This window comes from Mesorhizobium sp. B2-8-9, from assembly GCF_006439475.1.
Classification (GTDB): Bacteria; Pseudomonadota; Alphaproteobacteria; order Rhizobiales; family Rhizobiaceae; genus Mesorhizobium.
Map to the genome: position 1 here is coordinate 114,444 of NZ_VFTQ01000013.1, position 25,110 is coordinate 139,553.

Here is a 25,110-nt window from a genome sequence, read left to right on the forward strand (position 1 = left end):
GCATGAAATGAACGCCGTTGTTGTTGGGCTGAGTCGATAGCAGCGCTCATCCCGTGATCGTTATTCGGTGAAAGTCTTGGCGCTTCGTGCTGGCATTGATGCAGGTCGTTCTGGTTCAGGCATTTACGCTGTCGCCGCCGTTGCATTCAGCTATGGCCGAGCAAAAAAAGCAAACAAGCAATGGCAACGTCTGCTCGACGGGCGCACGTTCCATATGACCCACCTGAACGCCCGGAAAGGCGATTTCGAAGGCATAGACGATCGTAAAAAAAAACAGATAATGCATGGCATAGTCGAAATAATAAAGAACAACGCCTCCTACATAGTTTGTACATCCTATGATGACAGCACAATAGAGGAGAAATTTCCGAAGCTTTCCAACAATGAAAAGGCTGTTGATGAGTTTCTCTATAGGGCATTTAGGACAAAGTACGGCCCAATGATTCATATGTGCATGTGGACCTTGGGAGATTTTGCGAATGATGGCGCAATGAAGAGAAATCATATCTCGTATGTTCTGGAAACAGGAGATGATGGACAAGGAGGATTTATTGACTATATTCGATTCCTGAATAGTAATAAGGAAAGGCAACCTGTATATAAACACGTTTTGGAGCAATATTCTCTCGTTAAACTTATTGCGACACCCAAGGAGGAAATGGAAGGTGTCTTCCACGCGGCAGATTTCGTAGCGTGGGAGTGGGCGCGCCATGTCGAGCGCCAGCGACAAGATTTGCCTATGAGGAAGTCGCTCCAGGCGCTGACAAGCAAAATCCCGGCCCTGTCAGATTATTACGGATTAACGCTCGGCGATAAGAATAGAATTTTCTGCCGGCATTACGCCGAAAAACACGCTAACAGACTTGTCAAATTTCTCCGAGAAACAGCTGAGGCTAAATCAGAAGCGGACATTCGGGCCGCTAACGCCCATTGGGCGGAGACCCGTTTTTAGAAGTTAGCGGTGAGTTCGAACTGGGGGGGGCGATCAATGCTCCAAGCCTACGTTGATGAAAGCGTGTCGATCAATCCGGCAATCTACGTTTTGGCGGGCCTCATTGCCCCTGCCGAAAACTGGACGCGGTTCTCGGCGGATTGGGCCGATATTCTCTCTATGAAGCCTCGCATTGGCCGTTTCAAAATGAGCGAGGCAATGAATTGCGTCGGCGAGTTCGCCTCTTGGTCACAGGATCGGCGTGACGAGCGAATTTTGTTGCTGCAAAATGTAATTTCCGATCACGTCGAAGCGGGAGTTGTCGCTGCGGTTATGGTCGATGATTTCAGTCGGATTATCAAAGGAAGCCAGCTACCGCAGCAATTTCATAGTCCATACTATTTCCTTCTTTATCAGATGATTTTGAAGCTCGCCGATGGCCAAGACGCGCTCGAGCTGAAAGGTCCGGTAAATTTCATTTTCGATGACCAGATGATGGAAAAGAAGAAAGTCCGTAGGGATTGGGCTCGCTACAGATCCCTTTTGCAGGGGCGGCAAAAGCCAATTGGCAATATGCCTGTTTTCGAAAATGAGGAACGCGTGTTGCCGCTCCAAGCCGCGGATATGATGGCGTGGATTATCCGCGCTCATGCCGAGGACCAATTCCAGGGAAAGGAGCGCAGACCGATTCTCGCCGGCAAAAAATCGCGCTTGAACATCCCGGTGATAACGTCGATATGGCAGGCTCGCGAGTTGGAAAATTTGCTGCGCGAAATGCTGATAGCGGCGGGCATAATACGCGGCTCGGTAAAGCTGACGCTAAGCTAGGGTCAGCTGCGGTGGCATCTGAACGGCTAGGCGAAAGCGCCTTCTCCCGTTTACTAAATCCATACAGCGTTTCTGGGTAGGTTCGCGGATCAGGTAACCAAAATCTGAAAAACTCTATAATTTTCAACGGTATTTGGCGGAGGGAGTGGGATTCGAACCCACGGTGAACTTGCGCCCACGCCGGTTTTCAAGACCGGTGCCTTAAACCGCTCGGCCATCCCTCCATCGTGATCGTCACGAGGCGCTTCGTCCTGCCGACCTCAAAGCCCTGCCGGCAACGCAAGCGCCCAATCCTCTAGTGCGCTGTGCAAAGATCTGTCAATCGCGGGAATGGCCCAATGTGTTTGGGATGGCGGCTAGCCGGTTCATGCATTGACAATGCAGCCAACACGCGGCCAATTGGAACCTGTAGTATTTCAAGAGGGGAAGATCATGAAGAAAATCTATGAGAAACCTGTTTTGACGAAGCGCGAGAAGCTCTCGCAGGTCGCCGCCACCGTGTCGTCGGTGCCGCGATAACAGACCGGCAACCCGGTCGGGCCGACCTCGACGCCCGACAATCGTGGCCATGGTGATGCTTTGAAGCGTCGGTTATGGCGCGACGGCCGCTCGATCATCGCCCAGTTCCTATGTCTCGCCACAATCTCGCCCTGTTGCGGCCATAATCGATTAACATCGTGATAAGCAATTCCTGTGCAAAAGGGATTGGGGATCAAGGTGTTGGCCTGGAGGGCGACTTCTGGCCCCGTCTGGTGACAGCACGGTAGGGGACAATCGAGACATGCAGACCCTGACGCGCCCGCGTCTTCGTCGCGCTTCTGCTTTCGCCCTGTGCGCCCTTTCGGGCCTGCTGCTGGCTGCCTGCGCCTCGCAACCCGAACCGAAGGGGATGGTCTACAAGAAGGCCCGCTCCAAGGAATATTTCGCCGAATCCGAATATGGCGTGAAGGCGAGCCCGCGTGTCCAGTTCATGCGGCGCGGCGGTGGCCGCGACCAGCTCGGCAAGCCCTATCAAGTGCGTGGCAAGTGGTACTATCCCAAGGAAGACAAGGGCTACGCCAAGGTCGGCCTGGCTTCCTGGTACGGCGATGCGTTTCATGGTCGTCTGACCGCCAATGGCGAAGTCTATGACATGACGCATCTGACGGCGGCGCATCCGACGATGCCGCTGCCGAGCTATGCCCGCGTCACCAATCTGGAGACCGGCAGTTCGGTCATCGTGCGCGTTAACGACCGCGGCCCCTATCACGAAGGCCGCATCATCGACGTTTCCGAACGCGCGGCGCAGATGCTGGACTATGCCAAGGTCGGCACGGCCAGGGTCAAAGTGGAGTATGTCGGCCGCGCGCCGCTCGACGGCAATGACGACCAGTATCTGGTGGCCTCCTATCATCCCGGCAACAACCGGCCGGATCCTTCGGACGGCCTGCCGACCGGCGTGATGGTGGCCATGAACGGCCCGTCGCCGAGCATGCCGGTCGCGGCGTCTCCGGCCGCCGCGCCGTTTCCGGGCGAGTTGACCAATTCGGGGCGGGCCTTTGCAGCGCAGCCGGGGCTTTCGGATCAGCCGGCCGTGCAGCCGGCCGCATTCGCCGTCCAGGGCGCCAGCGATGTCGCGCTGCCGGATTTCGGTCCAATCGTCCCAGAACGGCCGGATTTCACGCTTCCGCCGAACTCGCCCTTCGCCATGGCCTCCCTGTCTTACGCGGATGAGCGCGTAGAGCGCGCCGATGTCTTTGCCGCGCTCGATTCCGGCGGCATGTCGCCGGCCGATATCCTGCGTTCATGGAAGAAATCGAACCGAGAGCTACAGACGCCTGCGTCCGACTATGTCGCCGCCGGTTCCTTCGACGAGGCCGCGCAGGCAAAGCGTGTGGCCGCAGCGCTCGAGCCGTTCGGCCGGACCGAGATCCAGCGCACCGAGCTCGACGGCAATGACTGGTATGCGGTCAATGTCTATCCGGACGGCCATGGCAGCGTCGACGACCTGCTCCAGGCAGCCTGGTCGCATGGCGCGCCGGACGCGCTTGTTGTGCGTAACTGATCAAATTCGCGCTGCCCGTTGATCCGGCCGGAAAAACCCTGATAGCTTGGCCGTGGGGTAGTCTTTGCGCATTCTGGAGTGGCTCTGCGCTTTCCGGGTTGCTCAGATCGGGTCGACATTTCATGCAGTTCCGCATTTTTCTGCCTTTCGCCAGCCTTCTGGGATTGGCGCTGGTGTTGCTTTGCGCGGCCCCGGCGAGCGCGCAGCTCTTCGAGACCAAGGCGGCGCAGGCGTTCATGATCGATGCGGACACCGGCACGGTGCTCTTCGCCAAGGACCCCGACAAGCCAATCCCGCCGGCCTCAATGGCCAAGCTGATGACGATGGAAATGGTCTTCAACGCCATCAAGTCGAAGCGGATCACGCTCGACGACACTTTCGTCGTGAGCGAAAACGCCTGGCGCACCGGCGGCGCGCCGTCCGGAACCTCGACCATGTTCGCCAAGCTCAAATCCGAGGTCCGCGTCGAGGATTTGATCCAGGGCGTCACCGTGCAGGCCGCCAATGACGGCTGTATCGTGCTGGCCGAGGGAATGGCGGGCTCGGAAGCGAATTTCGCCGCGCAGATGACCGATCGCGCCCGCCAGCTCGGCCTCTCGAAATCGACCTTCGTCAATTCGACCGGCCTGCCGGCCGACGGGCAGCAGACGACGGTGCGGGAGCTGACCATGCTGGCGCTGCATCTGTGGCGCGACTATCCGGAGTTCTTCCACTATTACGGCCAGCCGGACTTCACCTGGAATAAGATCTCGCAGAGGAACCGCAATCCGCTGATCGCCATGGGCATCGAGGCCGATGGCTTCGTGGCAGGTGCCAGCGAGCAGGCGGGCTTCGGCCTGGTCGGCACCGTCAGTCACAACGGCACGCGTGTGATCGCCGCGCTCAGCGGATTGGCCAATGACCGCGAGCGCTCCGAAGAGGCGCGCAAGCTGCTCGAATGGGGCTCGCGGTCATTCCAGAAGACCGAGATCTTCGCCAAGGACGAGGTGGTCGGAGAAGCACAGGTTTTCGGCGGCGCCAAGTCCGGCCTGGCCTTGAAAGCCAAAGGCCCCGTGGACATCTTTCTGCCGATAGCCAACCGCGACAAGCTGACCGCCAGGATCGTCTACCAGGGTCCGGTGTCGGCACCGGTCGAGGAGGGGCAACCGGTCGGGGAATTGCGCGTTTGGATAGGCGAGACGCTGAGCCAGCAGACGCCGCTCTATGCCGCAGAATCGGTGAAGGTGGGTACGCTGCCGCAGCGCGCGTTGGACGCGGCCAAGGAACTCGCTGTCGGCTGGCTGCGGCAGAAACATTTGTGATCGGGCAAGTTCGTGGACCTTTTGTCGGACGGGAGCTATGACAGCGGCCAGCACGGGCAAAGGCAGTCTCGATTGGCGAGCGGATTTTTCATCACCTTCGAGGGCGGCGAAGGAGCAGGCAAGTCGACGCAGATCGAGCGGCTGGCGCGGCGCATGCGCGCCAAGAAATACGAGGTCCTGGTCAGCCGCGAACCGGGTGGATCGCCCGGCGCCGAAGCCGTAAGGCATGTGCTTCTGTCCGGGGCGGCCGAGCCGTTCGGCCCGAAGATGGAGGCGATCCTGTTCGCCGCCGCGCGCTCCGACCATGTCGAGCAGGTCATCCGGCCGGCGGTCGAGCGCGGCTCGATCGTGCTGTGCGACCGTTTCATCGATTCCTCTCGCGTCTACCAGGGCGTCACCGGCGGGCTCGATGCCGATTTCATGAAGGCGCTGGAGGCGGTGGCCATCAACGGCATGATGCCCGACATGACGCTGATCTTCGACATCGATCCCGCTGAAGGCCTGAAACGGGCCGCCGCGCGGCGCGGCGCCGATGACGCCGCCGATCGCTTCGAGAAGGAGACTTTGGCCATCCACCGGCGGCGGCGCGAGGCTTTCCTGGCCATCGCCGCGGCCGAACCGGAGCGCTGCGTCGTCATCGACGCCTCCGCCGATCCCGATACGGTGGAGAACGTCGTCACCGCCGCCGTCTTCGCAGCGCTGGAAGAGCGGATGCCGGCGCAAAGGATTGAGACGGCGCCGGCATGATCTTCGAACGCATCGCCCCCGAACAGCACGACACGCTGGACGGCGTGCCCGAGCCCGCCGAAACGCCGCGGCTGATCGGCCACGCGACGGCGGCAGGGATGCTTGCCAGCGCCTACCGCACCGGCAAGCTGCCGCATGCGCTGATTTTCGCCGGGCCCCAAGGCATCGGCAAGGCGACGCTGGCGTTCCACATGGCGCATCATCTTCTGAGATATCCGGATTTCAAGACGGCGCCCGACACGCTTGCCGTTCCCGATCCGGCCTCCTCGCTGTTTCGCCAGATCGCCACCGGCGCGCATCCTTCGGTGCTGCACCTCACCCGTCCGGCCAATGACAAGACCAAGAGCTTCAAGACGGTGCTGACCGTCGACGAGATCCGCAAGGTCAGCCGCTTCCTGTCGATGACCTCGCATGACGGCAGCTACCGCGTCGTCATCGTCGATCCGGCCGACGACATGAACACCAACGCCGCAAATGCCTTGCTCAAGAATCTCGAAGAGCCGCCGGCGCGCACCCTGTTCATTCTGGTGGTGCATGCGCCGGGCAGCCTGTTGCCGACGATCCGCTCGCGCTGCCAGATGGTGCGGCTGGCGCCTTTGGCCGCCGACGAACTGATGGCGGTGCTGGAAAATGTCGAGCCGCCGCCGCCGGACGATCCGGGCGCGCGCGCGGCGCTCGCCGAGCGGGCAGGGGGCAGCGCCCGCAACGCGATCCTGCTCACCCAATATGGCGGGCTGGAGATCGCCGGCGCGCTCGACACGCTGGTGGCGGCCAGGAAGCCCGACATTGCCGGCGCCCATCGCCTTGCCGAAGCCGTGGCGGGACGCGATCAGGCAATCCAGTTCGACATCTTCAACCGTCGCGCGCTCGACCTGCTTTCGACCGCCGCCAGCGACGCCGCGCTTGCCGGCGATCTCGCCCGGGCCAAAACCCTGTCCGAGGCTTGGCACGAGGCGCTGAACACGATATCTGAGGCTGAGACCTACAACCTCGACAAGAAGCAGCACGCCCTGACCATGATCGACCGCCTGAATTCTGCGATGCGAATGTGACGGCTCGTTCGATGCATGCCGTTGGCCCAGTTTTGGGCGGCATGCATTGGCCTCGGGATGGCAATCGACGTTCCGATACGATATCCACCGCCACAACTCACATTCAGATATTCATGACGGTTCATTCATGTCACGCGACACATTCTACATCACGACCGCGATCTCCTACCCAAACGGCAAGCCGCATATCGGCCATGCCTATGAGCTGATTGCCACCGACGCGCTTGCCCGCTTCCAGCGGCTGGACGGCAAGGATGTCTTCTTCCTGACCGGCACCGACGAGCACGGCATCAAAATGCTGCAGACGGCGCGCAAGGAAGGCATCACGGCGCGCGAGCTCGCCGACCGCAACTCGGCCGAGTTCAGGCGCATGGCCACCGCGCTCAACGCTTCCAACGACGATTTCATCCGCACCACCGAGGAGCGGCATTACGCGTCCTCGCAAGCGATCTGGAAGGCGATGGCCGCCAATGGCGACATCTACAAGGGCGGCTATGCCGGTTGGTATTCGGTGCGCGACGAGGCCTATTACGGCGAGGAGGAGACCGAGGTTCGCCCCGACAATGTCCGCTACGGGCCGCAGGGAACGCCGGTGGAATGGGTCGAGGAAGAAAGCTATTTCTTCCGGCTGTCGGCCTACCAGGACAGACTGATTGCGCTTTACGAGAGCCAGCCCGATTTCATCGGTCCGGCCGAGCGCCGCAACGAAGTGATGAGCTTCGTCAAATCGGGGCTGAAGGATCTGTCGGTCTCGCGCACCACTTTCGACTGGGGCGTGCCGGTGCCGGGCGACGAAAAGCACGTGATGTATGTATGGGTCGACGCCTTGACCAATTACATCACCGGCGTCGGCTATCCCAATGAAAACGATGAGAAATGGCGGTTTTGGCCTGCCGATGCGCACATCATCGGCAAGGACATCGTGCGCTTCCACGCCGTCTATTGGCCGGCCTTCCTGATGTCGGCGGGAATCCCGTTGCCGAAGCGCGTCTTCGGCCATGGCTTCCTGTTCAACCGGGGCGAGAAGATGTCGAAGTCGGTCGGCAACGTCATCGACCCGTTCACCATGGTCGAGCACTACGGTGTCGACCAGGTGCGCTATTTCTTCCTGCGCGAGGTGCCGTTCGGCCAGGACGGCAATTACAGCCATGAGGCGATCGTCAACCGCACCAATGCCGATCTTGCCAACGGCCTCGGCAATCTGGCGCAGCGCTCGCTGTCGATGATTGCCAAGAACTGCGGCGGCAAGGTGCCGGCGCGCGGCGACCTTACCGAGGCCGACACGGCGATCCTCGACGAGGCGGTCGAAGCGCTGGCCGTTTCTCGTCGGGCGATGGCGGAGCAGGGCATCCATCTGGCGCTGGCGGCGATCTTCGGCGTTGTTGCCGAAGCCGACCGCTATTTCGCCTCTCAGGAGCCGTGGGCGCTGCGCAAGACCAATCCGGAGCGCATGGAAACCGTGCTGTGGACGACGGCCGAGCTGGTGCGCCGGGTGACGCTGCTTTGCCAGCCTTTCATTCCCGGATCGGCGGCCAAGCTGCTCGACCTGTTGGCCGTGCCCGCTGACAGCCGCGCTTTCGAGCACGTCCATGCCAACCACGCGCTGGAGCCAGGCACTGCCTTGCCGGCGCCGGAGGGCGTATTTCCGCGCTATGTCGAGCAGGATGGCAATAGCTGATGCTGGTCGACAGCCATTGCCATCTCGACTTCCCGGACTTCGCCGAGGAGCGGACGGCTGTAGTCGCCCGCGCTCTCGCCGCCGGGATCGGCCGCATGGTGACGATCTCGACGCGCGTGAAGCGTTTTCAGCAGGTCCTTGAAATTGCTGAATCTTTCAACGAGGTCTATTGCTCGGTCGGCACCCATCCGCACAATGCGGCGGAAGAGCTGGACGTCGCCACTGACGAGCTGGTGCGGCTTTCCGGCCATCCCAAGGTGGTGGCGATAGGCGAGGCCGGGCTCGATTATTACTATGACAAGGCGCCGCGCGATGCGCAGGCGCAAGGCTTTCGCACCCACATCGCCGCCGCGCGCCGGACCGGCCTGCCGCTGGTCATCCATGCGCGCGATGCCGACGATGACATGGCGGAGATCCTCGAGGACGAAACAGGGAAGGGCGCCTTCCCCTTCATCCTGCACTGTTTTTCGTCCGGACGCAGGCTGGCTGAAGTCGGCGTGGCGCTGGGCGGCTATGTCTCCTTCTCCGGCATCCTTACCTTCAAGAACTCCGCCGAACTGCGCGCCATCGCCGCCGATGTGCCGCGCCACCGGTTGCTGGTCGAGACCGACGCGCCCTACCTTGCGCCGGTCCCGCATCGCGGCAAACGCAACGAGCCGGCCTATGTGGCGAACACGGCCAAGGTGCTCGCCGAGACCATCGGCGTCAGCGAGGCTGAGATCGCCGATATTACCACCGGGAACTTCTTCAGGCTGTTCACCAAGATGCCGCGTCCCGAAACGGCTGCGGGCTGAGGCATGAGCGACCGGCTGCGCTTTACCGTTCTTGGCTGCGGCTCATCGCCCGGCACGCCGCGCATCACCGGCGATTGGGGCAATTGCGACCCCAAGAACCCGAAGAACCGGCGCATGCGCACGGCCGCGCTGGTCGAGCGGATTGCCGCCAACGGCGCGCGCACCACGGTCGTCATCGATACCGGGCCGGATTTCCGCGAGCAGATGCTGCTGGCCTCCGTCAAGCGCATCGATGCGGTCGTCTACACGCATCCGCATGCCGACCACATCCACGGCATCGACGATCTGCGCGGCTATGTGCTTGAGCAACGCCATCGCATCGACATCCATGCCGACGAGCCGACCATGCTGCGGCTGCGCCAGGCGTTCGGCTATTGCTTCGAGACGCCGCCAGGCAGTTCCTATCCGCCGATCGTCAAGTCGCATCTTATCGACCACGCCAGGCCGGTCGTGATCGAAGGCGAGGGGGGCGCCCTCACCCTCGAGCCGCTGCCGCAGTTCCATGGCGACATCATCTCACTCGGCTTCCGCATCGGCGGGCTTGCCTATTGCCCGGATATCAGCGGCTTCCCGGACGCCACCGTTGAGCGTTTGCGCGGCCTCGACACGCTGGTCATCGATGCGCTGCAGTACAACACCCATCCCAGTCATCTGTCGCTCGGCCAGGCGCTGGAGTGGATCGAAAAGCTGGCGCCGAGGAACGCCGTGCTGACCCATATGCATGTGCCGCTCGACTACGCCGTCGTGATGGCCGAGACGCCGGAGCACGTGGTGCCGGCCTATGACGGCATGGTGATCGAAATTCCTTACGAGTCAGAGCGGTAGCGATAGCTGTTCAGTCGGCGCCGCAGTTTGTCTGTTGAACCTTCTGCAGCGATCTCGAAGTCGAAGCGCTGCCGCGGCGTTTGTTGCCGGCAGCGAAAGCCGCAGCAATTCCTGGACGTGCCCGCCACGCCTCAGTTCCATAATCTATCTTATGCGACTTTTGGCATGGCCATGGGATGCCGGAAAGCGCGATGTCACGCAGCCCTGCTCGCCAGCCGCACGGAGCTGTTGCGCATTGACGGGTACGCACAGAATTTGTCCCTCGTTGCGGCAGCAAGTGCTCGGAACTCAACCGCCGAACCTCGCGTTGGCCTGGTGAGCGGTTTGAGGACCTTTGCATGCTTTCACGGCTTGAGTTGGCAAGCGGCACGGAATTGTCTTTCCTTACGGCTGGAGAGCCCTCCAAACCGGCTCTTCTGCTTCTTCACGGTTTTCCGAGTTCCTCCAGGACCTTTCGCCACGTCATTCCCGCATTGTCGAAGGTGGCTTATGTGGTTGCTCCCGACATGCCTGGGTTCGGCATGTCCGATGCTCTGCCCGAGCCGTCCTTTGATGGTTTTGCCGATGCGATCTCGGAGTTGCTCAGCCACCTCTCGGTCGGCCCGCGCTACATCTACCTGCATGACTTTGGCGCGCCGGTAGGTCTGCGGATAGCCATGCAGGTCCCCGATGCGGTGTTGGGCTTGATCATCCAGAACGCCAACGCACATCGGAGCGGAATGGGGCCATCCTGGAAGGCGACGCAGGACTTTTGGGCCAATCCCAACCCAGACAATGAAGCGAAAGCCACCGCGCATCTGACCTTCGAGGGCACGCGAGACCAGTATGTGGCAGGTGTTCCCGACGATGTGGCCGCACAAATTCCGGACGAGAACTGGGAGGAAGACTGGCGCGTGATGCAGCGCCCCGGAGGCATGGAGACGCAGCGCGCGCTCATTGCGGACTATGGCAACTACGTCGCTCGCTTCGACGCGATTGCCGACTATCTGCAGCACAGACAGCCTCGCGCCCTGATGCTGTGGGGCCGGCACGACACGTTCTTTGACCTGGCAGAGACGCTGTCATGGATGCAGGCCCTGCCGAGGATGGAAGCACACATTCTCGACGGGCCTCATTTCCTGCTGGAAACGCATGCCAACCAAGCTGCGTCGCTGATGGTCGACTTCCTGGAACGGCAATAGAACAGTCCTTGAGTCTGGCCAACCCGAACGCGGCCGACGCCTGGGGGCTACATTGTCCGGCATCAATGTTCTGGCCGCTGCCCTGTCCGTCATTTCCGCTCGGCGCCGTCTCGCTTGCCTGGCGCAGACCAGATTGGATAATTTATTTCATGGCTGCCGGAATCTCAGATCGGATATCCGCCTTCGTCGAAGCGCTTCCATTGAAGCAGGGACTTCGCGTCCTGGAGATCGGATGCGGTCCCGGCGTTGCCGCTCGCGACGTCGCTCGCCGCATCGGCGACGGCTTCATTCTGGCCGTCGACCGTTCGGAGAAGGCAATCCGATTGGCGCGGGCGCGATCGGCTGATGAGATGGCTTGGGGCTGCCTCGATTTCAGGCATGCGGCAATCGAAGACTTCGCATTGAATGCTGGCGAGGCTCTTTTTGACATCGCCTTTGCCATGCGAGTCGGCGCGCTCGACGGGCGCCACCCCGAGGCCAACCGTGCGGCCTTGATGCGGATCAAGGCGGCGCTGAAGCCGCATGGCAGGCTTTTCCTCGACGGCGGCGATCCGTTGAAAGAGATTGATTTGGTTCGTGGCTTGATGTCCCGCGAAGCGCCGCAAAACTCCACGCCGAAGCAACTACCCTGCCCCAAGCTGCCATCGCGCCGCGGCGCAACAAAGGAAGCATCCAGAAAATGACCGCCTCGCCTTCCTTTCTCGGCTTTCCCGATCGCCTCGCCGACGAGCGCGTGCCGCGAGCAGTGATCTTCGGGGCGGGTCATGGAAGCACCTATCGCGGTCAGAACAGCAGCGGCCATGCCTCAGCCGCTGACGCCATCCGAGCTGCAAGCCAGGATGACATTCCGCTGATGGAGCACTGGGATTTCGACCTCGGCGGCCCGCTGTTCGATGGCGGACCGGTCTGCTGCGTCGATGCCGGCGATGTCTTGGCCACCATGCATGACAATGCCGGCAACCGGGCCCGTATCGAGGCGAAGACGCGCGAGGTGCTGGTACTGCCGGCGGTGCCGATCCTGCTTGGCGGCGACGATTCCGTCGTCATTCCCTTCCTCGCCGGCTTTGCCGATCACGGGCCAATCTGGATCCTGCAGATCGACGCCCATATCGATTGGCGCGACGAGGTGCATGGCGAACGCTACGGCTACTCGAGCCCGATGCGCCGGGCGAGCGAGATGGCGCATGTCGCCGGCATGGTGCAGGTCGGCCTGCGCAGCGTCGGCAGCGCACGCATCGGCGAAATTGAAGCGGCGCGGCGCTACGGCAGCCGCTTCGTCACGGCTCGCGAGGTTCACGCCCAGGGCGTCGAAGCCGCTTTGCGGCATATTCCGGAAGGCGCGCGCGTCGTCGTCACCCTTGACTGCGACAGCCTCGATCCATCGATCATGCCGGGCGTGGCCGCGCGCACGCCTGGCGGCCTCAGCTACACGCAGGCGATCGACCTGATCGCAGGCCTCGGCAAGCGGGCGAGGATTGCGGGATTCGACCTTGTCGAGCTCTATCCTCCCGCCGACATTGACGGTCTGTCGGCCATCACCGCGTCGCGTCTTGTTGTCAACGCGATCGGCGCCATTGTCCGGCAGACCGGCTGAGATCCGATCGGATGGTCTAGAAAAAGCAGTTCAGAAACGCCGCCGTCACGTCCGAGATGCCGACGATCTTGTTGGTCGCCTGGCGGTAGAATTTGAAATTGAGCTCGGTCTCGGGCCGGCCGTCCTTCCAATCCTTGAAGCGCTTGAGCTCATTGCGACCCAAATGTCTCGTCGCCAAGGCGGTGCGGCGGACGGCAACGTTGACGCGCGGCGTCTGCCGTTCGAGATCCGGACGCCTGGGGGTGGCCTCGGAGGAGGTCACGATGCCGCGCGCGACAAGCCCCTGCCCGCCTTCGTTCTCGCTGGCGAACAGGAAGATGACGTCGCCCTCGGCGATGCGCTTGCCGCCATACATGGTTTTCTGGGCGGCGAACACGAATCTCTCCGCCGCCGGGTCCTGGATCTGGGTCTTGATGGCATATGCCATGCCCTACGGTACCCGGCTGAGGACGATCCGGTAACTCAGCACGCGCCGGCCGGCCGGCTCGATCAGCATCAGGCTCGGCTTGTCGCCGAACTCGCCATCGAAATCGATGAGACTGGCGATGCCGTGCCAGGGCTCGATGCACAGGAAGGGCGCGCCGCCAGGCTTGGACCAGATGCCCAGCTCATTGAATCCCTGCCACGACATCTCGATCGCCGGCCCGCGGCCGGCGGCGTAGCGCACGCTCTTGCTCACCGGCTTGTCGAGAATGACGGCATCGTCGTCGAACAGTCTTTCGGATAGCGGCAGCGTCCTGCCCTCGATGGGCGTCGGCTGCGGCGCCGGCAACAACAGGCCGTCCTTCAGGCGGCGGATCGGCGCCGGCTCATTTTCGGCGAAGGTCAGCCGATAGGCTTCCTTCGGCAGCTCCGGGAGCAGCGGCCAGTTGAACGCCGGATGCGCGCCGATCGAGGCCGGCAGAGGCTCGTCGCCGGTATTGGCGATCTCGAAGGTCACGCCGAGTTGCCGTGGTTTCAGCTCGTAGCTGATGGCGAGACGAAAGGCGAAGGGATAGTGCGTTCGCGTCTCGGCGTCGTCCGTCAGGACCAATGTGCAGGAGGCCGGCCCCTGCTCCGCCCAGGCAAAGCGCCGGTCGCGGGCAAAGCCGTGTTGCGTCATCGGATAGATTTGGCCGCGATGCCGCAGCTGATCGCCTTTGAGCCGGCCGACGATTGGGAACAGCACGGGCGAATGACGACGCCAGGCGGGGCCTGCCTCCCACAGAAGCTCGGTGCCTTCGCCATCGCGCAGCGAGACCAGTTCGGCCCCCTGCCCGACGATGGTCGCCGAAATGCCGTCAGCGTGAAGCGTCAGCTGGTCCATTGCGTCCTCGCGGCTGGCAGGTTTGGCCGGCAGGCTAGCAAAAGGCCGCGCGTGAACTCAAGCGCGGCAGACAGATCGCCCCTTGGTCGTCAACGCTTGATGCGCAGTCGACAAAAAAGTGGCCGGAGGTTTCCCTCCGGCCGTGGCGAGGTCAGCAGTGTTGCCTGCTGCGGTCCGGCCTATTCGCGCTCCCCGGTGAAATTCAGCAGCAGCTGGAAGATGTTGATGAAGTTCAGATAGAGCGAGAAGGCGCCGAAGACGGCAAGCTTCTGCTGCGATTCCGCATCGAAGTTCTCGGCATATTGCTCCTTGATCGTCTGCGTGTCCCAGGCGGTCAGGCCGATGAAGACGGCGATGCCGATCACCGAGATGGCGAACTGCAGCGCGGTCGAGCCGAGGAACAGGTTGACCAGGCTGGCGATGACCACGCCGATCAGGCCCATGATCAGGAAGGACGAGAACTGCGTCAGGTCGCGCCTGGTCGTGTAGCCGTAGAGGCTGGTGGCGCCGAACATCGTGGCGGCGATGAAGAAGGTGCGCGCGATGCTGGTCGAGGTGAAGACCAGGAACACCGAGGCGAGCGACAGGCCCATGACCGCGCAGAAGGCCCAGAACATCGCCTGCGCGCTCGCGGCCGACATGGTCTGCATCCTGAACGAGAACAGCATGACGAAGGCGAGCGGCGCCAGCATCACCACCCATTTCAGCGGGCTGGAGAAGATCGGTACATAAAGCGCCGGCGTCGAGGCCACGAAGAAGGCGACGAGGCCGGTAACGACGAGACCGAGGCCCATATAATTGTAGACGCGCAGCATGTGCTTGCGCAGGCCTTCGTCATAGACGGCTCCGGCCTGGACGCCGGTGCCCATTCGGTATCCCAGATTGGGGCTGTTCATTCGGTTTCTCCTTGGTTCTCGGTAGAGGGTTTGTTTTCAGTAGAGAGTTCTGGCGAGTTTCTCGGCGGCACGGTCGAGGCTGCCGGCGTCGCCGCGTCCGACCACCGCATAGGCGACCTCGCCGATCTGGAAATACGCGGTTGAGATGTCGTCGGAGGGCGCGATCGTCGGCTTCACCACATCGAACCTGCCCGGCCTGATGGCGAACAACGAGACAAGACCGAGGTCCTTGGTGTCGACCGCTACCTCGACGCTCGGCCCGAATTGCGAGGGATAGACCTGGACGTCGCGAATCTTCCAGTCGTCAGGCAGCGACGGCATGACGATCGCGGTGGCGGCGCGAATCTCGTCGGGATCGTAGCCCGGAGCCTCTTGCTGCGACGGCATCGTCTCGCGCACCAAGGTCGTCCTGTGCGCCCGGACCGCATCCTCGACATAGGCCGGCGGCTGCGTCGAGGCGACCACCTTGGTCACGGCGATCGGCCCGAAGGCGCCGTTGGCAAGCCAGCCTGCCGCGACCAGCACGGCCGCTGCCGCCGCCCGCTGCAGCACGGCAAGCATGCGTCCCCTGGCAAGGCCTCTTTCCAGCCGGCGCGCCGCTTCTGTCGTGGCCGGACGCGCCCTGCCGACAGGGCCGGCAAGCGCGACGCGCAGTTCGTCGCGCGTCCTCAGATCGGACATCACGCGCGCGGCCACTTCCGGGCGCGCGGCGAGGTGCGCCTCGACCTCGATGCGGCGGGCGACATCCAACTGATCGTCGACATAGGCGTCGAGATCGGCATCGGTCACGGGGTCGACAATAGCGGTCATTGATCGTCTCCCACGATCCTGAGATGAGGCCTGGCTTTCGGCGCCGCGCCCTCTTCCATCTCGCGCAACGTGGCGCGCGCGCGGCCGATGCGCGACATCAGCGTTCCGAGCGGCACGCCGATGATTTCGGCGGCCTGCTGATAGGAAAGCCCTTCGATGGCGACGAGGTGCAGCGCGGAGCGCTGTTCCTCCGGCAGCGAAAGAAACGCTTCCCGGACCTGCGACAGGCGCACCGAATGGTCCTGCGGGGCCGGCACGCTCCGGTCGGCGACAAGGCCCGCCTGTTCGATGCGCGCCGCCTCGGAGCGGCGCGAGCGCATGCGGTCGATGAAGATGTTGTGCACGATCGCCAGCAGCCAGGCGCGCAGATTGCCGCTTGACCGGAAGGTCGCGCGCCGCTCATAGGCGCGCACCAGAGCGTCATGGACGAGATCCTCGGCCTCAGTGCTGTCGCGCGTCAGCGAGCGCGCATAGCGCCGCAGCGAGCCCAACTGCCCGACGATATCGAAGCGTGCCATCGACCGTTTCATGCCCTGTTTACGGAGCATGTAGGGGTTTTAATCCCCTGCCCGGCATTTCTTTTCGTGTCGCCGCCACAGCGGAAACCGCTGGCGCGACAGGATCGATTTGCGTATCACTCCGCCGCCATTGGAGTCCTTTTCGATGTTCGAGACCCTGCAGCCCGCGCCCGCCGACAAGATCCTTGCCTTGATCGGCCTTTATCGCAACGACCCACGGCCGGGCAAAGTCGACCTCGGCGTCGGCGTCTACAAGGATATCGACGGCAAGACGCCGGTGATGCGCGCGGTGCGCGAGGCCGAGAAGCGGCTGCTGGCGAGCCAGGACACCAAAACCTATCTCGGCCTTGCCGGCGACACCGGCTTCAACGCCGCCATGATCAAGCTCGCCTTTGGCGAGAAGGCCGACCATTCGCGCATCCGCGCGGCACAGGCGCCGGGCGGATCGGGCGCGCTCAGGCTGGTGGCCGAGCTTGTGCAGCGCACGCGCCCCGGCGCGACGGTTTGGCTGTCCGATCCGACCTGGCCGAACCATCTGCCGGTGATGCGCGCCGCTGGTCTGCAGGTTCGCGACTATCCCTATTTCGATGCCGCATCGGGCGCTGTCCGCTTCGACGAGATGCTGGCGGCGCTAAAAGTTGCCGACAGCGGCGATGTCGTGCTCCTGCATGGCTGCTGTCACAACCCGACCGGCGCCAACCTCGATATCGCGCAGTGGGCCAAGGTCGCCGATGTGCTTTTGGATCGCGGCTTGCTGCCTTTCGTCGACATTGCCTATCAGGGTTTTGGCGAAGGCCTCGATGCCGACGCCGCCGGCCTGCGGCTGCTTGCCGGCAAGGTGCCGGAAATGGTCGTCGCCTCGAGCTGCTCGAAGAATTTTGCCGTATATCGCGACCGCGTGGGCGCGGCGATGATCATGGCCAAGGATGGCGCCCAGGCCGACGTGGCGATGAGCCAGATGCTGGCGGCCGCGCGCGCGCTTTATTCGATGCCGCCGGATCACGGCGCGGCGGCGGTGCGCATGGTGCTCGAAGACGCCGGCCTGAAAAAGGACTGGGAGACGGAGCTCGAGGAGATGCGGCTGCGCATGCTTCGGCTGCGCGTCGCTTTTGCCGAGGCGTTGCGCCGGCAGTCCAATTCCGACCGCTTCGATTTCGTCGCCAGCCATCGCGGCATGTTTTCGAGGCTTGGGTTGACCGAGGCGCAGGTCGAACGCCTGCGTGCCGAGCACGCCGTCTATATGGTCGGCGACAGCCGCATCAACGTGGCCGGCCTGCCGGAGGACGGCATGGACGATCTCGCCAAGGCGATCGTCTCAGTGCTTGACTGAGGCTGTGGACAACCCGTTTCGGTGTCTGGCCAGGATTGGTCGGGCGCTGGCCGCGGGATAGGCTCAATTCATGAAGCCCTCCAAGGACATTTCACGCCTGATCGAGATCATGGCGGCGCTGCGGGCGCCGAAGACCGGCTGCCCTTGGGATATCGAGCAGAATTTCGCTACCATCGCGCCCTACACGATCGAGGAAGCCTATGAAGTGGCCGACGCGATCGCGCGCGGCGATCTCGACGATCTGCGCGAGGAACTGGGCGATCTGCTGCTTCAGGTCGTCTATCACGCGCAGATGGCTGAGGAGATCGGCGAGTTCGCTTTCGGCGATGTCGTCGAGGCCATCACCACCAAGATGATCCGCCGCCATCCGCACGTCTTCGGCGACGAGAAGGCGCGCAGCGCCGGCATGGCCAAGGGCATGTGGGAGAAGATCAAGACGGTTGAAAAAACCGAGAAGCGCGATGCCCGCATCGCCCGTGGTCTCGACCCGGAGGATCACGGCAAGGGCTATCTCGACAGCGTGCCGGTAGCGCTCCCTGCCCTGACGCGTGCCCTGAAACTGCAGGAAAAGGCGGCACGCGTCGGCTTCGACTGGAGCGAGGCAGGTCCCATCCTCGACAAGATAGAGGAAGAGATCGGGGAATTGCGCGAGGCGCTCGCTATCGGTGACGCGGCCCCCATCAAGGACGAGTTCGGTGACATGCTGTTTGCCGTCGTCAATCTCGGCCGCCACCTCAAGCTCGATGCGGAAGCGGCGCTCAGCGGCACCAACGAAAAGTTCCGTTCGCGATTCCACTATGTCGAGCAGGCTCTGGAGGCCTCGGGCAAGTCGCTGGAGAAGGCAACGCTCGACGAGATGGAAGCGCTCTGGCAGCAGGCCAAAAGCACCAAATAAACAGCCGGTTAGCTGCCGCTCCTGCGATGCAGGCGGTTCTCTATCTCTTGCCTGGCGCTGTGCGTGGCTGTCAGCGAGAGCGTGACGCTGCCGTCTTCATTGTCGGTGCGCGAAACGACGTCGCCGTTGCGGTAGAGCCAGTCGACCTGGCCAAGCTGGGCGGGGCTCAACGTCACCGTCATCTTTTCCAGCTCGCCCGACAAGCGCGTCTCGATGAGCGCTTTCAGCGCGTCGATTCCTTCGCCGGTGACGGCCGATATCGCGATCGGCGGCGCCTTGCCGCTGGCGCTCTCGGCAAGCAGGCGCTCGCGATTGCCTTCGTCGAGCAGGTCGACCTTGTTCCAGACCTCGATCACGCGGTTCGCATCGGCAGCGTCGACGCCGAGATCGCCGAGGATGCGTTCGACGTCCTCGGCCTGGGCGGCGGTGTCCGGATCGGAGATGTCGCGCAGATGCAGCACCAGATCCGCCTCGACGACTTCTTCCAGCGTTGCCCGGAAGGCCGCCACCAGATGCGTCGGCAGGTCGGAAATAAAACCCACCGTGTCCGACAGGATAACCGGTGTGCCGTGCGGCAGCCGCACGCGCCGCAGCGTCGGATCGAGCGTCGCGAACAGCATGTCCTCGGCCAGCACCCCTGCCCCGGTCAGCCGGTTGAACAGCGTCGACTTGCCGGCATTGGTGTAGCCGACGATCGCCACGACCGGGAACGGCACCTTCTTGCGCTTGGCGCGGTGCAGGTCGCGCGTGCGCCGAACCGTCTCCAGCTCGTGCTTCAGCTTGGTGATCTTGTCCTGCAGGATGCGCCTGTCGGATTCGATCTGGGTTTCGCCCGGACCGCCGAGGAAGCCGGCGCCGCCGCGCTGCCGCTCGAGGTGGGTCCAGCTCCGCACCAGACGACCCTTCTGATAGTTGAGATGCGCAAGCTCGACCTGCAGCGTGCCTTCCTTGGTGCGCGCCCGCTCGCCGAATATCTCGAGAATGAGCCCGGTGCGGTCGAGCACCTTGGCGTTCAGTTCCTTTTCGAGATTGCGCTGCTGCACCGGCGTCAGCGGATGGTCGACGATGACCAGCTCCGCCTTGCGCTCCTTCACGATTTCAGCAAATTCAGCAACCTTGCCGCTGCCGAGCAGCGTGGCCGGCCGCGGATCGGCAACCGTCACCACTGCGGTGTGAACCGGGTTGAGGTCGATGGCGCTGGCAAGTCCGACCGCTTCGTCGTGGCGTGCATCCGCCGAACGGCTCAGGCGCGGACGGCTCGACTCATCGTCGCGCGGCTGGCGGGTAAGCACCGGCACAATGACAACTGCGCGGGTCGGATCCTTGGATTCCGGCCCGAGTTGATGTCCTTGTTTTCCGCGAACGCTGCGGTCCGCGTCCTTATCACGTGCCAATCAGGCGCCCTGGCTTTCCTCGCCATCGAACATCTGAACCGGCTGGCTCGGCATGATCGTGGAAATAGCGTGCTTGTAGACGAGCTGGGAGTGCCCGTCGCGCCGCAACAACACACAAAAATTGTCGAACGAAGTGACGACCCCGGTCAGCTTCACGCCGTTGATGAGGAAGATGGTAAGTGGATTTTTGCTCTTGCGAACTGAATTCAGGAACAGGTCCTGAAGGTTTTGCGATCGTTCCGCCATTTTTCTTGTCTTTCGCCGATCCCCTTCGGTTTACGGGCCAATGCGCCAAATTACGAGGCACCTGTCAAGCGCGCAAACCCCCTCTTGCCGACACAATGGCAAGCAGAATGAGATAGTTGAGGTTACTTCCAGTTGTGCGGTTATCAGGCTGGACTTTTTTCCGCAACGTGAAAAAAGGCCTGCCGCAACGAAAGTGTCATCGAACCGGGATGGCCATTTGCGATCGGCGCCCCGTCGATTTCGACCACCGGCATGGCGATTGTGGTCGCCGAACTGATGAATGCTTCCCTTGCCGCCTTGGCTTCGGCGACCGAAAACCCGCGTTCCTCGATCTTGAGGCCAAGCTTGGCGGCGACATCGAAAAGCGTCGTACGAGTGATGCCGCGCAGGATGCCATGCTCGGCCGGCCGGGTCACAAGGACGCCGTCCCGGGTGACGATCCAGGCGTTGGACGAGCCGCCTTCCTTGACGTTGCCGTCGGTGTCGACGAACCACGCTTCCTGGGCGCCGGCTTCCTTGGCCTTCTGTTTGGCGAGCACATTGGGCAAGAGGCCGGTGCTCTTGATGTCGACGCGGTCCCAGCGATTCTCCGGGACGGTGATGACCTTGATGCCGGTCTCCACCCGCTTCGCGCTCGCGGCCGGATCGGCTTTCCTGGCGGTTATGACCAGGGAAGGCCTTGTGCCCGCGGGCGGAAACACGAACTCGCGGCTGGCGACGCCGCGCGTCACCTGCACATAGACAAGGCCGTCGACCACGCCGTTGCGATTGACCACCTCGCGCAGCAGCATCGGCAAGACGCTTTCCGAGACTGGCCAGGCGATCGACAGTTCCTTCAGCGAGCGCTTGAGCCTGGCAAGGTGGCGCGGCATGTCGACGATATGGCCGCGCGCCACCTCGCAAACCTCATAGACGCCGTCCGCGAACTGGTAGCCGCGATCCTCGATATGGACGCTGGCTTGAGCATGGACGACATAGCGCCCGTTGACATAGGCAATGCGCGGCATGGGCATCCTCAGGGAAAATGTCCGGCTTTCTTAGGCGATTCCGCCCCTGCCGTAACGAACAATCGCGTGGGCCAAGGGCTCGCTACACACCCAGCGACTTCAGCTTGCGGTGGAGTGCCGATCGTTCCATGCCGATGAACTCGGCGGTCTTCGAGATATTGCCGCCGAAGCGGTTGATCTGGGCGATCAGATAATCCTTCTCGAATTGCTCGCGGGCCTCGCGCAGCGGCAGCGCCATGATGTGCTGGTCCGACTGGTTGGGCGTGCGCGGCATGACGTCGCCGATCTCGGACGGCAGAAGGTCGGCGGTGATCGGCGCATCGGCGTCTTCGCCGCGCGCCAGGATCATCAGCCGCTCGACATTGTTGCGCAATTGGCGAACATTGCCCGGCCAGTTGTGCGCCTGCAGCACGGCCAGCGCATCGTCGCCGATGCGGCGCGGCCTTATGCCGGCCTGGCGCGCAATCTGCTTCATGAAGTTGTCGACGAGGTAGGGAATGTCCTCGCGCCGCTCAGCGAGCCCCGGCACTATGACCGGAACCACCGCCAGGCGATGGTAAAGATCCTCGCGGAAGCGGCCGTCGGCGATCATTGCTTCGAGGTTCTGCGAGGTCGAGGAAATGATGCGGACATCGACCTTGACGCGCTTGGTGCCGCCTACCCGCTCGAATTGCTGCTCGACCAGCACGCGCAGGATCTTGTTTTGCGTTTCGCGCGGCATATCGGCGACTTCGTCGATGTAGAGGATGCCGCGATGCGCCTCCTCCAGCGCGCCGACCTTGCGCTCGGTGCCGTTCGATTCGGTACCGAACAGCTCGATCTCCATGCGCTCGGGCGTGATGGTGGCCGCGCTCAGCGTGACGAACGGACCGGACTTGCGCGACGACAGCGTGTGGATGGCCCGCGCCGTCAGTTCCTTGCCTGAGCCGGAGGGGCCGATGATCATGACGCGGCTGTTGGTCGGCGCGACGCGCTCGATGGTCTGCCGCAGCTGGCTCATCGCCGACGACATGCCGATCAGGTCGAAAGTCTCGCCGCTGCGCTGCTTGAGGTCGGAGACCTCGCGCCGCAGCTTGGACGTCTCCAGCGCGCGCTCGGCGATCAGGATGAGGCGATCGGCCTTGAACGGCTTCTCGATGAAATCATACGCGCCGCGCCGGATGGCCGACACTGCCGTTTCGATGTTGCCGTGGCCGGAGATCATGACCACCGGCATGTTCGGATGCATGGTCTTGATCTCGTCGAGCAGCGCCAGGCCATCGAGGCGCGAGCCCTGCAGCCAGATATCGAGGAAAATCAGCCGCGGCGCGCGATCGGCAATCGCTGCAAGCGCGCTGTCGGCATCATGGGCCGTGCGGGTTTCGTGACCCTCGTCGCTCAATATACCGGCGACAAGTTCGCGGATGTCTTCCTCGTCATCGACGATGAGAATGTCAGACGCCATTACCGACCTTTTCAGTTTCTCGTTCGTGTTCGCTTCGACCTTCACCGCGTGGCGGCGCGGCTACGATCGTGGCCGGGGGCAGGATGATCGAGATCATCGCGCCCCGGCCGCCATGGAAATCCGCCGGCGCGTCGTGCAATTCGAGACGGCCGCCATGGTCCTCCACGATCTTTTTGACGATAGCGAGGCCAAGCCCGGTGCCCTTCTCGCGCGTCGTCATATAGGGCTCGAGAAGCCTTTGGCGATTCTCGCGCGGCAGCCCCTTGCCGTTATCGATAACGTCGATTCGTATGGCGCCATCTTGCCGTCCGGCCTGAATCCGGATTGTGCCGCCCGAACGGTCCTGCGCATCAAGTCCGTCGATCGCCTCGGCCGCGTTCTTGATGACGTTGCCGAAGGCCTGAGCCATCAGGCGGCTGTCGAAAGTGCCTTTCAACGGCTCGCTGCCGAAGTCGCGCTGGAAGGCAATGTCCGAGCGGCTGACCTCGACCAGGAAGGACGCCTCGCGCAACGACTCACGAAGGTCGATCGCCTTCATCTCCGGCTTCGGCATGCGGGCGAAGGCCGAGAATTCGTCGACCATGCGGCCGATGTCCTCGACCTGGCGGATGATGGTGTCGGTGCACTGGTCGAACACCTCGCGATCCTCGGTGATGACCTTGCCGTAGCGGCGCCTGATGCGCTCGGCCGAAAGCTGGATCGGCGTCAGCGGGTTCTTGATCTCATGCGCGATGCGCCGCGCCACATCGGCCCAGGCCGACGAACGCTGCGCCTGGACGAGATCGGTGATGTCGTCGACCGTCACCACATAGGATTTCTCTTCTTCGCCGTCGTCGCCGGATTCGACGGTTACCTGGACATTGAAGGTGCGCTCCAGACCGGTGCGGAAGAAGGTCACCTGCTCGCGATAGACCGGCTTGCCGGACTGCCGCCCGATCTCGAACACGCGCCCGACAAGCGGCAGGACTGTCGAAAGGTTCTGGCCGAGCGTCGCATTCGCCGAAATCGTCAGCATGGTCTCGGCCGAGCGATTGACGATGGTGATGATGCCGTAGGGGTCGACGCCGATGACGCCGGCAGTGACGCCGGCAAGCACCGCCTCGGAGAAACGCCGGCGCTCGTCGATCAGATCCTTGGCCGAGAGCAGCTCGTTGCGTTGCGACTTGAGCTCCAGGATCATGTTGTTGAAGGTCTCGCCGAGCGAGGCGACGTCGCCATCGGACTGGCGCACTGGAACGGCAACGTCGAGATTGCCGGTCGCCACCTCGTCGGCGGCGCCGATCAGCTGGCGGATCGGCCGCACGATCCGGTCGGCGACTGCAATGCCGGTCCAGATCGCCGAAAGTGTGATGATCAGCGTGAGCGACAGATAAGGCAACGCGAAGGCGACCTGCGAGGTCCGGCGGTTGTCTTCCAGGTTGCGGTATTCGTCGGTGTTGCCCCTGACGATCTGGCGCGCCTTGATCACGTCGGGATCGACCAGCCGGATCGTGTAGAGGTAAAGCCCTTCGATCTCGCGCAGTTTAGTGATGGCACCCATGATGTTGCGGGTACGCGGCTCGATCAGCACCGGCTTGCCGCCGGCCGCGGTCTCGACAGCACCCGCGGGCGGCTCCGGCATCGGAAAATCGGCATCGGTCTTGGCATTCATGACGAACGAGCCGTCAGGCTTGATCAGGGCCGCATGCGCCAGTCCGCGGCCTATGGCTTCCTTGTTCAGCAGATCGAGGAAACCGCCCTTGTCGAGACCATAGAGCGTGCGCGAGGCATCGAGATCGTATGCCATGGACAGTGTTGTGCCCTGGAGGTTGCGCGCATTCTCCTGCACATAGGCGTCGGCAATCGACAGCGACGAGTTGACGATCGTCTTGGTGCGGATTTCGAACCAGCGGTCCAGGCCGATGTCGAGCGTGATCGAGGCGACGATCGCCACCATGATGGCCGGGATGGCGGCAACCAGCGCGAACATGGCGACGATGCGCACATGCAGCCGCGAGGCAGCCCTGCCGTGGCGCCGCGCCAGGACGATGCGACGCACCTCGCGGGCGATCAAGGCGATCAGGAACAGGACAAACACGGCATTGGCCGCGATCAGGGCCCAGGTCGCACCGGCGGTCGGCGCGATCGGCGTCGCGCCGACCAGGATCGCAAACGAGATGGCTGCCGTGATCACCGCGCCGGCAATGGCGACCACGCCGGGCAACGCCAGCAACCGTCGCCCGTCACGCGTGCCGGTCTGGTTGAAAAGCGGTTGGGTCAGGGTCGGAGCCTCAGCTGCCATGTCGCGGT

Annotated in this window: 25 protein-coding genes and 1 tRNA gene; 14 read left to right on the forward strand and 12 right to left on the reverse strand. The window is 62.8% G+C overall.

Annotation, left to right across the window (positions count from 1 at the left end):
• Positions 1–76: 76 nt before the first annotated feature.
• Together FJ423_RS17250 and FJ423_RS17255 are read left to right on the forward strand one after the other, a co-directional pair.
• On the forward strand, positions 77–952 hold the full coding sequence (locus FJ423_RS17250; protein ID WP_140843355.1) for a hypothetical protein: 876 nt from the start codon (positions 77–79) through the stop codon (positions 950–952).
• A 36-nt stretch (positions 953–988) separates the two neighbouring features.
• Positions 989–1,759, forward strand: a complete 771-nt coding sequence (locus tag FJ423_RS17255; protein ID WP_140843357.1) for a DUF3800 domain-containing protein — start codon at positions 989–991, stop codon at positions 1,757–1,759.
• A gap of 134 nt (positions 1,760–1,893) precedes the next feature.
• Here the strand turns inward: FJ423_RS17255 and FJ423_RS17260 are convergent.
• A tRNA-Ser gene (locus FJ423_RS17260) sits at positions 1,894–1,983 on the reverse strand.
• Between the two features lie 219 nt (positions 1,984–2,202).
• A complete protein-coding gene (locus FJ423_RS33590; RefSeq protein ID WP_181174819.1) occupies positions 2,203–2,376 on the reverse strand; it encodes a hypothetical protein in 174 nt (57 codons plus the stop codon).
• Between the two features lie 164 nt (positions 2,377–2,540).
• Between FJ423_RS33590 and FJ423_RS17265 the strand changes: the two genes are divergently transcribed.
• From FJ423_RS17265 to FJ423_RS17310, 10 genes are all read left to right on the forward strand, one after another.
• The gene (locus tag FJ423_RS17265; RefSeq protein WP_140843359.1) at positions 2,541–3,803 is read left to right on the forward strand and encodes a septal ring lytic transglycosylase RlpA family protein; all 1,263 of its coding nucleotides are present in this window, start codon (positions 2,541–2,543) and stop codon (positions 3,801–3,803) included.
• 122 nt (positions 3,804–3,925) lie between these two features.
• Positions 3,926–5,104: a D-alanyl-D-alanine carboxypeptidase family protein gene (locus FJ423_RS17270; protein ID WP_140843361.1), complete on the forward strand. Its 1,179-nt coding sequence runs from the start codon at positions 3,926–3,928 to the stop codon at positions 5,102–5,104.
• 72 nt (positions 5,105–5,176) lie between these two features.
• Entirely contained in the window at positions 5,177–5,851 is a 675-nt protein-coding gene (tmk, locus tag FJ423_RS17275) for a dTMP kinase (RefSeq protein ID WP_140843363.1), read from the forward strand.
• The gene (locus FJ423_RS17280; RefSeq protein ID WP_140843365.1) at positions 5,848–6,903 is read left to right on the forward strand and encodes a DNA polymerase III subunit delta'; all 1,056 of its coding nucleotides are present in this window, start codon (positions 5,848–5,850) and stop codon (positions 6,901–6,903) included. Before tmk ends, FJ423_RS17280 begins: the two co-directional genes overlap by 4 nt.
• A gap of 127 nt (positions 6,904–7,030) precedes the next feature.
• On the forward strand, positions 7,031–8,581 hold the full coding sequence (gene metG, locus FJ423_RS17285) for a methionine--tRNA ligase (protein ID WP_140843367.1): 1,551 nt from the start codon (positions 7,031–7,033) through the stop codon (positions 8,579–8,581).
• Positions 8,581–9,375: a TatD family hydrolase gene (locus FJ423_RS17290; RefSeq protein WP_140843368.1), complete on the forward strand. Its 795-nt coding sequence runs from the start codon at positions 8,581–8,583 to the stop codon at positions 9,373–9,375. Before metG ends, FJ423_RS17290 begins: the two co-directional genes overlap by 1 nt.
• Positions 9,376–9,378: 3 nt before the next feature.
• Positions 9,379–10,200, forward strand: coding sequence for an MBL fold metallo-hydrolase (locus tag FJ423_RS17295; RefSeq protein ID WP_140843370.1), 822 nt, complete (start codon positions 9,379–9,381; stop codon positions 10,198–10,200).
• Between the two features lie 338 nt (positions 10,201–10,538).
• Positions 10,539–11,381 (forward strand): alpha/beta hydrolase, encoded by an 843-nt coding sequence (locus tag FJ423_RS17300; protein ID WP_140843372.1) that lies wholly within the window; start codon positions 10,539–10,541, stop codon positions 11,379–11,381.
• A 149-nt stretch (positions 11,382–11,530) separates the two neighbouring features.
• A complete protein-coding gene (locus FJ423_RS17305) occupies positions 11,531–12,064 on the forward strand; it encodes a class I SAM-dependent methyltransferase (protein ID WP_140843374.1) in 534 nt (177 codons plus the stop codon).
• Entirely contained in the window at positions 12,061–12,975 is a 915-nt protein-coding gene (locus tag FJ423_RS17310) for an agmatinase (protein WP_140843376.1), read from the forward strand. Before FJ423_RS17305 ends, FJ423_RS17310 begins: the two co-directional genes overlap by 4 nt.
• A gap of 16 nt (positions 12,976–12,991) precedes the next feature.
• Here the strand turns inward: FJ423_RS17310 and FJ423_RS17315 are convergent, their stop codons facing one another.
• The 5 genes from FJ423_RS17315 to FJ423_RS17335 form a co-directional block, all read right to left on the reverse strand.
• A complete protein-coding gene (locus FJ423_RS17315) occupies positions 12,992–13,402 on the reverse strand; it encodes a hypothetical protein (RefSeq protein WP_140843378.1) in 411 nt (136 codons plus the stop codon).
• Between the two features lie 3 nt (positions 13,403–13,405).
• Positions 13,406–14,281 (reverse strand): aldose 1-epimerase family protein, encoded by an 876-nt coding sequence (locus FJ423_RS17320; RefSeq protein WP_140843380.1) that lies wholly within the window; start codon positions 14,279–14,281, stop codon positions 13,406–13,408.
• Positions 14,282–14,460: 179 nt separating this feature from the next.
• On the reverse strand, positions 14,461–15,177 hold the full coding sequence (locus tag FJ423_RS17325) for a Bax inhibitor-1/YccA family protein (RefSeq protein ID WP_095765448.1): 717 nt from the start codon (positions 15,175–15,177) through the stop codon (positions 14,461–14,463).
• A gap of 36 nt (positions 15,178–15,213) precedes the next feature.
• Positions 15,214–15,987, reverse strand: coding sequence for an anti-sigma factor (locus FJ423_RS17330; protein WP_095765449.1), 774 nt, complete (start codon positions 15,985–15,987; stop codon positions 15,214–15,216).
• Positions 15,984–16,505 carry a sigma-70 family RNA polymerase sigma factor gene (locus FJ423_RS17335; RefSeq protein WP_246680190.1) on the reverse strand — a complete coding sequence of 174 codons (522 nt, stop codon included), beginning with the start codon at positions 16,503–16,505 and terminating at the stop codon, positions 15,984–15,986. Before FJ423_RS17335 ends, FJ423_RS17330 begins: the two co-directional genes overlap by 4 nt.
• 145 nt (positions 16,506–16,650) lie before the next feature.
• Between FJ423_RS17335 and FJ423_RS17340 the strand changes: the two genes are divergently transcribed.
• Together FJ423_RS17340 and mazG are read left to right on the forward strand one after the other, a co-directional pair.
• Complete coding sequence (locus FJ423_RS17340; protein ID WP_140843384.1) at positions 16,651–17,835, forward strand: amino acid aminotransferase; 1,185 nt, start codon at positions 16,651–16,653, stop codon at positions 17,833–17,835.
• A gap of 70 nt (positions 17,836–17,905) precedes the next feature.
• Positions 17,906–18,730: a nucleoside triphosphate pyrophosphohydrolase gene (gene mazG, locus FJ423_RS17345; protein ID WP_140843386.1), complete on the forward strand. Its 825-nt coding sequence runs from the start codon at positions 17,906–17,908 to the stop codon at positions 18,728–18,730.
• Positions 18,731–18,738: 8 nt separating this feature from the next.
• On the opposite strand, the gene hflX is transcribed toward mazG, so the two are convergent.
• From hflX to FJ423_RS17370, 5 genes are all read right to left on the reverse strand, one after another.
• On the reverse strand, positions 18,739–20,124 hold the full coding sequence (gene hflX, locus FJ423_RS17350) for a GTPase HflX (protein ID WP_140843388.1): 1,386 nt from the start codon (positions 20,122–20,124) through the stop codon (positions 18,739–18,741).
• Complete coding sequence (gene hfq, locus FJ423_RS17355) at positions 20,125–20,370, reverse strand: RNA chaperone Hfq (RefSeq protein WP_006202172.1); 246 nt, start codon at positions 20,368–20,370, stop codon at positions 20,125–20,127.
• A 143-nt stretch (positions 20,371–20,513) separates the two neighbouring features.
• Positions 20,514–21,377 carry a D-amino-acid transaminase gene (locus FJ423_RS17360; protein ID WP_140843390.1) on the reverse strand — a complete coding sequence of 288 codons (864 nt, stop codon included), beginning with the start codon at positions 21,375–21,377 and terminating at the stop codon, positions 20,514–20,516.
• Positions 21,378–21,459: 82 nt separating this feature from the next.
• A complete protein-coding gene (locus FJ423_RS17365; RefSeq protein WP_095765455.1) occupies positions 21,460–22,821 on the reverse strand; it encodes a sigma-54 dependent transcriptional regulator in 1,362 nt (453 codons plus the stop codon).
• Positions 22,811–25,102 carry a PAS domain-containing sensor histidine kinase gene (locus tag FJ423_RS17370; protein WP_140843392.1) on the reverse strand — a complete coding sequence of 764 codons (2,292 nt, stop codon included), beginning with the start codon at positions 25,100–25,102 and terminating at the stop codon, positions 22,811–22,813. The genes FJ423_RS17365 and FJ423_RS17370 overlap by 11 nt, the downstream gene beginning before the upstream one ends.
• Between the last annotated feature and the right edge of the window lie 8 nt (positions 25,103–25,110).

Excerpts from the sequence above, each read along its gene's own strand:
- FJ423_RS17255 (WP_140843357.1), top strand. The coding sequence starts at position 989 with ATGCTCCAAGCCTACGTTGATGAAAGCGTGTCGATCAATCCGGCAATC.
- FJ423_RS33590 (WP_181174819.1), bottom strand. The coding sequence starts at position 2,376 with ATGATCGAGCGGCCGTCGCGCCATAACCGACGCTTCAAAGCATCACCA.
- FJ423_RS17265 (WP_140843359.1), top strand. The coding sequence starts at position 2,541 with ATGCAGACCCTGACGCGCCCGCGTCTTCGTCGCGCTTCTGCTTTCGCC.
- FJ423_RS17270 (WP_140843361.1), top strand. The coding sequence starts at position 3,926 with ATGCAGTTCCGCATTTTTCTGCCTTTCGCCAGCCTTCTGGGATTGGCG.
- FJ423_RS17280 (WP_140843365.1), top strand. The coding sequence starts at position 5,848 with ATGATCTTCGAACGCATCGCCCCCGAACAGCACGACACGCTGGACGGC.
- metG (WP_140843367.1), top strand. The coding sequence starts at position 7,031 with ATGTCACGCGACACATTCTACATCACGACCGCGATCTCCTACCCAAAC.
- FJ423_RS17290 (WP_140843368.1), top strand. The coding sequence starts at position 8,581 with ATGCTGGTCGACAGCCATTGCCATCTCGACTTCCCGGACTTCGCCGAG.
- FJ423_RS17295 (WP_140843370.1), top strand. The coding sequence starts at position 9,379 with ATGAGCGACCGGCTGCGCTTTACCGTTCTTGGCTGCGGCTCATCGCCC.
- FJ423_RS17300 (WP_140843372.1), top strand. The coding sequence starts at position 10,539 with ATGCTTTCACGGCTTGAGTTGGCAAGCGGCACGGAATTGTCTTTCCTT.
- FJ423_RS17305 (WP_140843374.1), top strand. The coding sequence starts at position 11,531 with ATGGCTGCCGGAATCTCAGATCGGATATCCGCCTTCGTCGAAGCGCTT.
- FJ423_RS17310 (WP_140843376.1), top strand. The coding sequence starts at position 12,061 with ATGACCGCCTCGCCTTCCTTTCTCGGCTTTCCCGATCGCCTCGCCGAC.
- FJ423_RS17315 (WP_140843378.1), bottom strand. The coding sequence starts at position 13,402 with ATGGCATATGCCATCAAGACCCAGATCCAGGACCCGGCGGCGGAGAGA.
- FJ423_RS17320 (WP_140843380.1), bottom strand. The coding sequence starts at position 14,281 with ATGGACCAGCTGACGCTTCACGCTGACGGCATTTCGGCGACCATCGTC.
- FJ423_RS17325 (WP_095765448.1), bottom strand. The coding sequence starts at position 15,177 with ATGAACAGCCCCAATCTGGGATACCGAATGGGCACCGGCGTCCAGGCC.
- FJ423_RS17330 (WP_095765449.1), bottom strand. The coding sequence starts at position 15,987 with ATGACCGCTATTGTCGACCCCGTGACCGATGCCGATCTCGACGCCTAT.
- FJ423_RS17335 (WP_246680190.1), bottom strand. The coding sequence starts at position 16,505 with ATGGCACGCTTCGATATCGTCGGGCAGTTGGGCTCGCTGCGGCGCTAT.
- FJ423_RS17340 (WP_140843384.1), top strand. The coding sequence starts at position 16,651 with ATGTTCGAGACCCTGCAGCCCGCGCCCGCCGACAAGATCCTTGCCTTG.
- mazG (WP_140843386.1), top strand. The coding sequence starts at position 17,906 with ATGAAGCCCTCCAAGGACATTTCACGCCTGATCGAGATCATGGCGGCG.
- hfq (WP_006202172.1), bottom strand. The coding sequence starts at position 20,370 with ATGGCGGAACGATCGCAAAACCTTCAGGACCTGTTCCTGAATTCAGTT.
- FJ423_RS17360 (WP_140843390.1), bottom strand. The coding sequence starts at position 21,377 with ATGCCGCGCATTGCCTATGTCAACGGGCGCTATGTCGTCCATGCTCAA.
- FJ423_RS17365 (WP_095765455.1), bottom strand. The coding sequence starts at position 22,821 with ATGGCGTCTGACATTCTCATCGTCGATGACGAGGAAGACATCCGCGAA.
- FJ423_RS17370 (WP_140843392.1), bottom strand. The coding sequence starts at position 25,102 with ATGGCAGCTGAGGCTCCGACCCTGACCCAACCGCTTTTCAACCAGACC.